Below are 10,343 nucleotides of genomic sequence, written 5' to 3' on the forward strand. Positions count from 1 at the left end.
ATAAAGACGAGATAAAAAGCCGATTAGGGCTTACGTAAAATGGCAAAAAACTCGACAATAAAGCCAGACACGACCACGAGTGGGCCTACGGTAAGTCCAAGCGTTCCAAAACCAAATTCGGCAGAGTCCATACTCATCAGGACAAAACCACCTAATACAAGGACGATGCCCACAATCATGAGTGTGAGGTTATTCTTTCCAAAAGGTAATGCGTTCTTTTTCATGTTATGTTATTTAAAATCAAATGTGGTAGTTTAGTATAAATCATCCAAGGCCATGCGCAAATAACGGGCCAATGCTTGGAAAGTGCTTGCTGTGCCAATCAAAGCGCCCAAAATGATAACCCCAGCGAGCAAAAAACTAAGTTTGTCATATTCTTGAAGCAGATGAAGTCCTTCGATTTGGTGAAGGGCAAGTTGCTGAAGTGCTACGATTAAACCTGCGGCAATCAACCCGCTGATGAGCCCTTGAACAGCACCGTTTTTCAGAAATGGGCGCTGAATAAAGCCGTTTGTAGCACCTACCAATTGCATACTCCGTATCAAAAATCGCTGAGAATAGAGCGCCAAGCGAATGGTGTTATTCATGAGCAAGATGATGATAACGAGCATGATGATGGCAAACGTGGCCAGAATCAAATAAATTTTGGTGAGGTTTTTGTTGATTTGGTCTGCCAAATTTTCTTGGTAAACAACTTCAAAAACGCCATCATTTTTTTCAAGCTCGGCCTTGATTTGTTTGAGCTTGGTGTCCTCAAAATAATCTTCTTGTAAACGTACACGATAACTGTCGTGCAGCGGATTGTCGCCTAGTAACGTAGAAAAATCTTCTTTGGTGTCAGCGATAAATTCCTTGGCCGCCTCGTCTTTGGAGAAAAAAGTAACTTGTGGTTTGCCATCTATCGAAAGCACAAATGGCCGAGCAACGATGCTTTTATAGACCTTCGTTACTTGATTTGAATCCAAACCTTTGTCGAGCATTACCCTTACTTCGATGTTTTGTTTGATGATGGAAATGAGCTTTTTGGACTGCATTACCAATAACCCGCAAAAACCAATCAAAAACAACGCCGCCGTCAAACTGGCGATGATCATTGCGTTTGGATAGCTACCGACTTTTTTCTTTTTTAAAGGCATACTTAATGACAGTACGGTTTGTGTTTATTGAACGGAACGTCGCAAAAATAGCTATTTATTTCGATAACGAACCAAGGAAGAAAGCGAGTGAGGCTTTTTTAAAGAATTTTAACCAAATTTTGGTTTAATTTGGCAAAACCATTTTGAACCTAGATGTTACCTTCACTTCAATTCAACTTACCGCCCGACGTTCACTTCATCAACTGCGCCACTCGTGGCCCTTTTTCTAAAGCGGTAGAACAAGCGGGCATCGACGCTATTTCCACTTTTACACCATCCATTCATCAAATCCGACCCGATGATTTTTTTGAAGGAGTATGGGGAGTCAGAGCACTTTTTTCTCAACTTGTTAATGCCCAAGACCGCGAACGGATTGCCATCATCCCGTCAGTTTCGTACGGAATGGGCATCGTTGCCAGAAACCTACACCGAAAGAAAGGGCTGCGGGCTGGTCAACACATTTTACTCGTGGGAGACGAATTTCCGAGTGATGTCTATCCTTGGCAACGCGTCTGCGAGGAGTTAGGATTGGTCATAAAAACAATCCCAATGCCCAATGTTGGGAAGGTGGGACAAGTGTGGAACGAACAAATTTTGGCAACTATTTCTGAACAAACCGCCTTGGTTATTGTGCCACAGGTACATTGGCAATACGGAATAAAGTTTGATTTGGTCTCTATTTCCCAAAAAGCAAAATCGTTTGGGGCGCTTTTGGCGATTGATGCCACGCAGTCGTTGGGTGCGTTGGCGTTTGATGTGCAAGCCGTAAAACCAGATGCCCTGATTGCAGTAGCTTACAAGTGGCTGATGGGCCCCTATTCGATGGGATTGGCGTATTTTGGGGAATTTTTTGACGAGGGTGTGCCTCTGGAAGAAACGTGGATGGCCCGACAGCAGAGCAATTTATTCAACCAACTGACGGATTACCAAGACGAATACCGCCCCAAGGCATTTCGTTATAATGTGGGCGAACATTCACACTTTATACAAATGCCGATGCTGGAAGTAGCCCTTAGGGAAAAATTGGAATGGACAACCGAGCGTATTCAAGCGCACTGCCAATCGCTATGGCAAACCTCAACGCCTGCACTGGAGGAGTTGGGGGTATTGTTTGAACCCGAGGCCGAAAGAGCGCACCATTTGATGGGACTGCGACTACCTGCGGGAATTGATGTGATGAAAGTGCAACAGGCGTTGGCAGCTCGAAAAGTGATTGTAGCCGCCCGAGGGCAGGGGATTCGGGTATCGCCTCATTTGTATAATACGGAGGAGGACATGGCGGCTTTGGTGGCGGCGCTTCGCGGTACGTTGAGGTAAAGAAACCTTCCCGAAAGTTCAAAACTTTCGGGAAGGTGAACGATAACTAGATAATGTTTGCCGTTCGGGAGACCTTCCAAGTTTTCAAAACTTGGAAGGTCTAGCAACTGGTCTAACAACTAGATAATATTCGCCGTTTGCTCCTTGATTTTTTCCAATTCATCCTTCATCTGAACCACTACGTGCTGAATGGAAGAATCGTTGGCTTTTGAACCAATGGTATTGATTTCACGACCAATTTCTTGGGCAATGAAGTTTAATTTTTTGCCGTTGCTTTCGCGGCTTTCCATGGTTTCGATAAAGTAGGAAAGGTGGTTTTTGAGGCGTACTTTCTCTTCCGAAATGTCAAATTTTTCGATAAAATAGACCAATTCCTGCTCAAAACGGTTTTCGTCAAACGCTTCGTCTTGAATCAAATCACGGACGTTTTTCCGTAGTCTTTCCCGAACCGAAGGAATACGCGTTTTATCAAGTTCTTCTACATCTAAAAGCAAGTCAGCAATTTTTTGAATGGAAGTGCGAAAAACTTTTGCCAATGCACGTCCTTCCTGTTGGCGGAATTCGTTACATTTTTTAAGTGCTTCGAGCGCTGCTTGTTGGATTTGGATACTTTCAGCCGCTTGCTGGTCTTCGGTAGGGGCGTCAGCCAAATAGACATTGGGCATTTGAAGCGCCATCCGCAATAATTCAGTAGGCGTTGGGGCAAAGCCAAGTTCTTCGGCCGTTTGGTGCAAATCTTTAAAATAAGCTTTAACCAATGCCCGGTTGACAACCGTTCCTGCGCTGTTGTCGCCAATGGGAGTGACTGTCATGGTGAACTCCACCTTACCGCGTTCCAACGACTGCGTAATGAGGTTGCGGATTTCGATTTCACGCTCCGAATAATTTCTTGGAATGCGACAAAATATATCCAAAAACTTAGAATTCAATGATTTGACTTCGGCAGTAACCGAAAGCGTATCAGATTCGATGGTGGCTTTCCCAAAGCCCGTCATTGATTTGAGCATCTTATTTAATTTGAAAATTTGGGAATTAGCTAATTTGAAAATGGCCTTGGCCGCCTTTTTATTCGCTAATTCAAAACTATTTCTCTTCCTGCGAAGTCATTTTTTCTACTACAGGATTCTTTTTCAAGGCATTCTTTTCTAGTTCGGCTTGTTCTTTGCGTTGACGGACGACATCAATCGCCGTAAAAATTGCCTGCCGCATTGATGTTTCGTCGGCTATGTTTTTTCCCGCAATATCGTAAGCCGTACCGTGGTCGGGCGAGGTACGAACGATGGGCAAACCTGCCGTAAAATTGACGCCATCGTTGAAAGCAATCGTTTTGAAGGGCGTTAAGCCTTGGTCGTGATACATGGCCAACACGGCATCGTACTTACGGTACGACTGCGCCGCAAAAAAACCATCGGCGGGATAGGGGCCGTAAACCAACTGCCCTTTGGCGCGTATTTCTTTGATGAGGGGTTCAATAATCTCGTTTTCTTCGCTGCCAAGCAAACCGCCCTCACCCGCGTGGGGATTGAGCCCAAGCACCGCAATGCGGGGTTTGCGGATGCCAAAATCCACCCGCAGCGATTTTAACATGGCTTGCAGGCGTACCATAATTTTTTCCTTGGTAATATTTTCGGCGATTTTGCCCAGAGGAATATGCCCAGTAACAACGCCCACCCGCAAAATATCACTCACCATAAACATTAAAGGCTCTTTTACGCCAAACGCTTCGGCAAGGTACTCGGTATGCCCAGGGAAGTTAAATTCGTCGTTTTGGATATTATTTTTGTTGATAGGCGCCGTGACAATCGCGTCGAGGTGGCCTTCTTTCATGTCTTCAACGGCGCGTTTGAGCGACTCATAGGCTCCTTTGCCCGCTTCGGGAGTTACTTTCCCAGGCTGAATATCCTCTTGTGGATCTTGCCAACACGTAATCACGTTGGTCATTTTGGGGTTTATCAGGTCGATTTTTTGCGCCCCAAATAGGTTCCAATCCTTCATTTCGAGTTGATTACGATAACGATTCAAGATGCGCATCGAACCATATACGACAGGCGTACAAATACGATTAAGTTGGTTGCCATGTAATACTTTAAGAATGACTTCGGGGCCAATACCATTGTAGTCTCCTAACGTAATTCCAATGACAGGTTTATCAGAAAGTAATTCACTCATGATTCAAAATAATAAATGAGATTTGTGCAATGTGCCGCAATTTACGAATAAAGCGCACTATTTTTGTAACCAGACTCACGCTGACATTTTGATATGACGATTTTAATTGCCGACGACATTCATCCGTCCCTCTTCGATATGCTCAATACGCTTGGCGTATCTTTTTGTTATGAACCTACTTTCAAACGCGCCGACATTCTCGAAAACCTTGCCAAATACGAAGGGTTAGTCATTAGAAGTAAAACATACATCGACGAAGAAATTTTAGAAAAAGCATCCAAATTGCGTTTTATCGCAAGGGCAGGGGCGGGGCTTGACCTAATTGATTTGGATGCTGCCGCAAGGCGGAATATTCAGGTTTTTGCGGCGAATGAAGGTAATCGTGATGCCGTAGCCGAACACGCACTTGGAATGCTGTTGGGGTTGTTTGCCAATGTGGTAAAAGCCGACCGCGAGGTGCGCCAGGGGATTTGGGACCGAGAAGGAAACCGTGGGATTGAACTGATGGGAAAAACCGTGGGCTTGATTGGTTTTGGTTTCAACGGCACTGCTACGGCCCAGCGGTTAAGCGGATTTGGCTGTCGTGTGCTGGCTTACGATAAGTATTTGACCAACTACGGCAACGACCACGCGCAAGAAGCAACCCTCAACGAGATTATGAACCAAGCCGACGTAATTAGCTTTCACGTACCGCTGACGGAAGAAACTAGGCACTGGGTAAACGACGAATTTATCGCAAGCGTAGCCCGCCCGTTTTTTTTAATGAATGTGGCACGGGGCGAAATCGTGGATACCGAAGCCGTTGTGAGAGGCTTGGAAAGTGGAAAAATTCGGGGGGCTTGTTTGGACGTATTAGAAAATGAAAAATTGAAAACGTTTACCCCTGCCCAACAGACCGCCTTTGATTATTTACGGGCTTCTAATCGTGTCATTCTTACGCCACACGTGGCAGGCTGGACACAAGAAAGCTACATAAAAATCAATGAAGCATTGATGAAGCAAATTCAGAATATTTAATAAGTATTTGTGCAATAATAGACTTTCCAAGTTTTAGGCTCATACTATTGATAATCAGAAGAGTTATAAACTTGGAAAGTCTCGACTAATTCTGCTTAATTACTTACAATTAATTCACCTGTTTAGTGTGACCAAAGTACGAGACCAAGGGCGATAAGTGCGGGCAAACCTTGCACAAACCATATTTTTTTGCTGGCACTGAAGGCCCCGTAGGCACCTGCTACAATGACACACGACAGGAAGAAAATGGCGATTTTGCTGCTCCATTCGGGCTCCGAAACGGTTAGGCTCCACAAAAGCCCTGCGGCTAAAAAACCGTTGTAAAGCCCTTGGTTGGCGGCTAGCGTTTTGGTAGGTTTGAAGAGTTCGTCGGGCAATGAACCTTTGAAGGTCTTTTTGCCGAGGGTTTCCCAAGCAAACATTTCAAGATATAGAATGTAAAGGTGCTCTACTGCAACAAGAACGATGGCGATTTTGGCAAGAATTTGCATGAACATATTGTTTTTGCTTCTCACAAATCTAAACAGATTTAGTTGTAAAGTTGCTGCGTGTGCTCAATTTGTTTGATAATTAGCTCCTCCAATACATCTAAGTTGACATCGCTGAGTCTTTTGATATAAATGCAGCCTTTTTCGGTTTTGTATTTGCCAAGCTGAGATAAAAGCTCTTCGCGCTGGTCAAAAGATGAAGAAAAATAGACCGTAAGCGCAGCAGCCCGTGGAGAAAAAGCGACCAAAGGGGCTTCTCCTTCACGTCCACTTTCGTATTTGTAATGATAACTACCAAAACCAACGATGCTTGGCCCCCAAAGTTTGGCAGGTGAGCCCGTAATTGATTCAAACAGTCCGACGAGTTTAAAGCTATCGGTGCGTTTGGTTTCGTCTTTTACTGCGTTTAAAAAGTCGCCAACACTGGCGTTGGTTTCGGTAGTTTTGTTTTGGGCCATGGGAGTAAAAAAAGTTAGTGCTTATTCAATTTTAAAACGAGTACTTGGTTTGGTACTTTCGGTAATGGTAGCAATAAGCCTGCCATTTTTAGTGACAATGGTGACGCCAGGTTTGACAACGATTCCTGTAATGAATTTGCTGCCAATGCGTTGCAGCATTTTACTCATTCCATTGACAGTGTAATATACATCCTCCGAAGTTAAGTTTTGCAATTCAATTCTAATTGTTTTTTCAACAGCTTTTGCGGGTTTATCTTTGTTTGTGCTCGTGCTTTTGCTGTTTCCACTGAATGAGGGCGCATTGGCAGCATCGATTTCAGGGAATGCTTCTTTTTGCCCATCAATTTGTAAATCATACCGTTTTTGAAATGCCTTTTGATGGGTAACGAGTAGGTCATACAACTGCTCGTCGGTTAAGCTTTTGGCTTTGCTTTCTTTTTCTTTGGTATATAGTACCGCCACGGGGTCTAGTTTTTCTTTGGCAATATCCTCGGGGGTACGTCCTCCTTTTGGTATGTAATAAAGCCCACTTCCATTCGTCATCAACAAGACTCCAGGCTCAATAAGCACGATGTGCATGACCGAGCAATCGCGCAATGTTTCTTTGGTATCTTTGACTACTGTCCCGTTTTCCACCAAAGTGTGTTTGGCATAGAATCCATAATAGGTGCCATGGCTGAGTGCTGCGTCAAAACGGGGTTGTTTAATGGCAGAACTGACCTTCAACACTAAGTCAGCAGGATAGTCGTTTCTACCCAATACCAGACTAGAAACCCCTTCGGCTTCATAGCTTGGCGTGAGCTTGAGCTTTACGGCGTTGGTTTCTTTTTCAAAAGTGACCAAAAATTTCCCAATAGCTTTGTCAAGATTGTTGGTTTCACTACCACAAACAAATAGCTCTCGCGTGTAATAAATGCCACCGAGGCCGTAGGGGTCTTTGGTGATGGTTTTTCCTTCTAGTATAGTTTTAGCGGCGTCGGCTTGTTGTTTTTCGTACAGAGCTTTGGTTGGACGAGACGACGATGAGCCATTCAAACTTTCGGTCGCAGCTTGCGCCTTTTCTTTGATTTTTTGTAAAAATTTTTGGGCAAAGACAGTTTGGGAGTTTAGCAAACCAGCCGACAGAGCAAGCGTAGTGGTTATGAGAAGCTTTTTCATTTGCATACTTTTTTTTCAGCAAAACTATAGGCTTTGAAGAAGAAGGATGACCTGACTTTATCAGTTGTTACGTAAGGGAATCGAAATGTTGTTTTGGCTCTACAAACGGGAAGGCGGGGCATGTGAACTCTACCCTCAGTGGTGTGGTGTACCTTGCATCATGTACTATCTCGAAATCTTTTGAATGGTGCAAGTTTTGTCCCAAACCTAAAAGAATTGTTATATTGGGGCGAACAAAACAGCCATAAATTTAATTTTAGGGGTGAAGAAAACGGCATTATGATGTTAGCTCTTAAAGACAATATTGGACATCATAGTGGTCAAATAAAACTTAGTTGTCTATGAAATTTTATAAAATTGTAAACGGTATTTGTCGAGACAATGATCCAAAACGCAAAGTATTTCCAGGGGCTTATTTACCCAAAGGAATGGTAGGCGCGGAATACATGGCGTATGGTTCAAACGAAGGTGACGTGAATTACATTCCTATTGAAAAAACAATACAGGATTATCATATTGTTGAGAACACTCCTGTTTTTGATTATTTTATATTAGGTGATGGCTATTCCCGTAAAAAGTTTGATTGGATACGATTAGACATGTATGGTGTCTTTGCGCTTGGAGGGGGTTTTTTGGTATCCGAAAGATTTAAAGAAACAATATCAATTTTCAATCTTCCTCGGCATAAGTTTTACCCTGCTAAACTGATGTACAAAGGCGAAAAATTTGATTACTATGTTTTTCAGTTGGGCGAAGAAACCAAAATAGCTTTTGAAAAATGCGCTTATGCTGATAGGAACAGTGGCATCGTACAAACAGCAGCCGAACTTGGTATTCATAGTGAAGAGGACTACTTTGATAAAAGGGTAATTTTTTTTGATAAGGGTTCTGTATTAGATATTCACGATTTTGTTTTGGATAGATACCACGATTATTTCATCAGTCGGGAATTATTCAAAGTAGTGAGCGAACCGCTCAAAGAAGCATTAGAAGCCGCAGGGCTTACCGAGGGATGGAAGTTTGAAGACATCAGCCCGCGCACCATTACATTTTTAAACTCCTAATTTATGAAAACCCGAATTTTACTTTTAGCAGGGGCTGCTGCCGTCTATGTAGGCTACCGTCCGAGGCGTGTATTAAGAGTCTTCCAGCCTAGCTAAGTCAACAAAAAGGCTAGAAGCCTTTCGATAATTATCAGGAGGCAGAGCCTCGCGCTATCGGTAACACCTGCCACTGGCGTAAATGGTAATCCTCTCAATTTATTAACTATCAATTGCCAATGAAATTTTATAAATTAAGTTCTGAAATAAGACCTGGGCAAAAAATTTATCCTTCTGCCTATTTATCCCCCGAAATGCAAGGCGCAGAGTTTATCCCTGATGGCGGTGATACGAAGAATTTTTTTAAGCAGTCCATCGAAAAATCCACCAACTATAGATCTCTTATTGACGATGTACCTGTCTTTGATTATTTTGTGTTGAAGGAATTGTATGGCGAACGAAAAAAAAAATTCGATTGGATAAAACTCAATGCCTATGATTTTGTTGTCGGTCATTACACAATAAGTTCTTGCTTTTTAGTATCAGAACAGTTCAAAGAAACTATCGCTGCTTTCAATCTCCCTCGGCATAGGTTTTACCCTGCCAAGCTGATGTACAAAGGCCAAAAATTGGATTATTACATTTTTCAGTTGGGCGAAGAAATACCAATTCTCTACGAAAAGTGTAATTATCAAATAGAAGGTGAAAGTATGACAATTACTGCACAAGAATTACAAATACATGAGAAAGAAAGTTTTAATTTTAGATGGATTGCACTAAATAAAGACAGAAAACGGCTGAATATCAAAAACTTTGTATTTTCTAAACATTACGATTATTTCATTTGTGGCGAACTATTCAAAGTAATAAGTGAACCGCTCAAAGAAGCGTTGGAGACCGCAGGTCTTACCGAGGGTTGGAAGTTTGAAGACATTAGCCCGCGTACCATTACATTTTTAAACTCCTAATTTATGAAAACCCGAATTTTCCCCAGTTGTGCGTAGTGTTCTATGAACACTGCGTACCCCAAATAAATAGCCGTCTGTGACGGCCCGACCAAAGTAGAATATCAACCAAATAACCGTAAAAATCAATGGCATTTGCGCGTAGAATACAAAATCCAGAAGGGCTATATTTCATAACTTTTGCGACAGTCCAATGGGCGGATGTGTTTACTCGAAGCACCTACGTCGATATTGTTTTAGAGAGCCTTCGGTATTGCCAAAAAGAAAAAGGCTTGCGAATTCATGCTTGGTGTATTATGAACTGTGTTAAAAAACAAAGCACAAGGCAACTATTATTTTGCGAGCGCAATTTTGCTAGCCTGAAAGTCATTTTGAAATACAGCATTGTTTTTGACGATAGCGAAAGCCTGTCTAATCAATTTGTGGGCAACAGCCATTTTAGCGGCTTTTTTGGATTTCCCTTTAGCCAGTAGTCTTGTATAAAGTTCTTTACAATCCAAGTTAAATTTGGCTGCTGATTGAGCTGCACAAAAGAGAATAGACCTGAGTTGTTTGCAAGCAGTGTTAACTAATCTGCCTCTACTTTTTAGGGAAG

The 10,343-nt window shown here is 42.7% G+C and carries 11 protein-coding genes and 1 pseudogene; 4 read left to right on the forward strand and 8 right to left on the reverse strand.

Annotation, left to right across the window (positions count from 1 at the left end; translation table 11 throughout):
- Positions 1–23: 23 nt before the first annotated feature.
- Together K339_RS0107200 and K339_RS0107205 are read right to left on the reverse strand one after the other, a co-directional pair.
- Positions 24–224: a DUF3098 domain-containing protein gene (locus K339_RS0107200; RefSeq protein ID WP_028523007.1), complete on the reverse strand. Its 201-nt coding sequence runs from the start codon at positions 222–224 to the stop codon at positions 24–26.
- Between the two features lie 30 nt (positions 225–254).
- Positions 255–1,136, reverse strand: coding sequence for a cell division protein FtsX (locus K339_RS0107205; protein WP_028523008.1), 882 nt, complete (start codon positions 1,134–1,136; stop codon positions 255–257).
- Between the two features lie 153 nt (positions 1,137–1,289).
- On the opposite strand from K339_RS0107205, the gene K339_RS0107215 reads away from it, so the two are divergent.
- A complete protein-coding gene (locus K339_RS0107215; protein WP_028523009.1) occupies positions 1,290–2,453 on the forward strand; it encodes an aminotransferase class V-fold PLP-dependent enzyme in 1,164 nt (387 codons plus the stop codon).
- 119 nt (positions 2,454–2,572) lie between these two features.
- Here the strand turns inward: K339_RS0107215 and K339_RS0107220 are convergent, their stop codons facing one another.
- Both K339_RS0107220 and pdxA read right to left on the reverse strand, forming a co-directional pair.
- On the reverse strand, positions 2,573–3,460 hold the full coding sequence (locus tag K339_RS0107220; RefSeq protein ID WP_028523010.1) for a YicC/YloC family endoribonuclease: 888 nt from the start codon (positions 3,458–3,460) through the stop codon (positions 2,573–2,575).
- Positions 3,461–3,536: 76 nt separating this feature from the next.
- Positions 3,537–4,622, reverse strand: a complete 1,086-nt coding sequence (gene pdxA / locus K339_RS0107225) for a 4-hydroxythreonine-4-phosphate dehydrogenase PdxA (RefSeq protein ID WP_028523011.1) — start codon at positions 4,620–4,622, stop codon at positions 3,537–3,539.
- Positions 4,623–4,715: 93 nt separating this feature from the next.
- On the opposite strand from pdxA, the gene K339_RS0107230 reads away from it, so the two are divergent.
- The gene (locus tag K339_RS0107230; RefSeq protein WP_028523012.1) at positions 4,716–5,639 is read left to right on the forward strand and encodes a 2-hydroxyacid dehydrogenase; all 924 of its coding nucleotides are present in this window, start codon (positions 4,716–4,718) and stop codon (positions 5,637–5,639) included.
- Positions 5,640–5,761: 122 nt separating this feature from the next.
- On the opposite strand, the gene K339_RS0107235 is transcribed toward K339_RS0107230, so the two are convergent.
- The 3 genes from K339_RS0107235 to K339_RS0107245 are packed head-to-tail and all read right to left on the reverse strand — an operon-like array spanning position 5,762 to position 7,743.
- Positions 5,762–6,130, reverse strand: coding sequence for a DUF1304 domain-containing protein (locus tag K339_RS0107235; protein WP_028523013.1), 369 nt, complete (start codon positions 6,128–6,130; stop codon positions 5,762–5,764).
- A gap of 38 nt (positions 6,131–6,168) precedes the next feature.
- The gene (locus K339_RS0107240; protein ID WP_028523014.1) at positions 6,169–6,585 is read right to left on the reverse strand and encodes a DUF1801 domain-containing protein; all 417 of its coding nucleotides are present in this window, start codon (positions 6,583–6,585) and stop codon (positions 6,169–6,171) included.
- Between the two features lie 21 nt (positions 6,586–6,606).
- Positions 6,607–7,743 (reverse strand): hypothetical protein, encoded by a 1,137-nt coding sequence (locus K339_RS0107245; protein WP_157607508.1) that lies wholly within the window; start codon positions 7,741–7,743, stop codon positions 6,607–6,609.
- Positions 7,744–8,084: 341 nt separating this feature from the next.
- Here K339_RS0107245 and K339_RS0107250 point away from each other — a divergent pair, with 341 nt between their 5' ends.
- Together K339_RS0107250 and K339_RS0107255 are read left to right on the forward strand one after the other, a co-directional pair.
- Positions 8,085–8,807: a hypothetical protein gene (locus K339_RS0107250; RefSeq protein WP_028523016.1), complete on the forward strand. Its 723-nt coding sequence runs from the start codon at positions 8,085–8,087 to the stop codon at positions 8,805–8,807.
- A gap of 215 nt (positions 8,808–9,022) precedes the next feature.
- Positions 9,023–9,751, forward strand: a complete 729-nt coding sequence (locus K339_RS0107255) for a hypothetical protein (RefSeq protein WP_028523017.1) — start codon at positions 9,023–9,025, stop codon at positions 9,749–9,751.
- 329 nt (positions 9,752–10,080) lie between these two features.
- On the opposite strand, the pseudogene K339_RS37680 reads toward K339_RS0107255, so the two are convergent.
- Positions 10,081–10,343 (reverse strand): annotated as a pseudogene (locus tag K339_RS37680) (IS110 family transposase); the annotation flags it as partial.

It is taken from the genome of Runella limosa DSM 17973 (genome assembly GCF_000482465.1).
Lineage (GTDB): Bacteria > Bacteroidota > Bacteroidia > Cytophagales > Spirosomataceae > Runella > Runella limosa.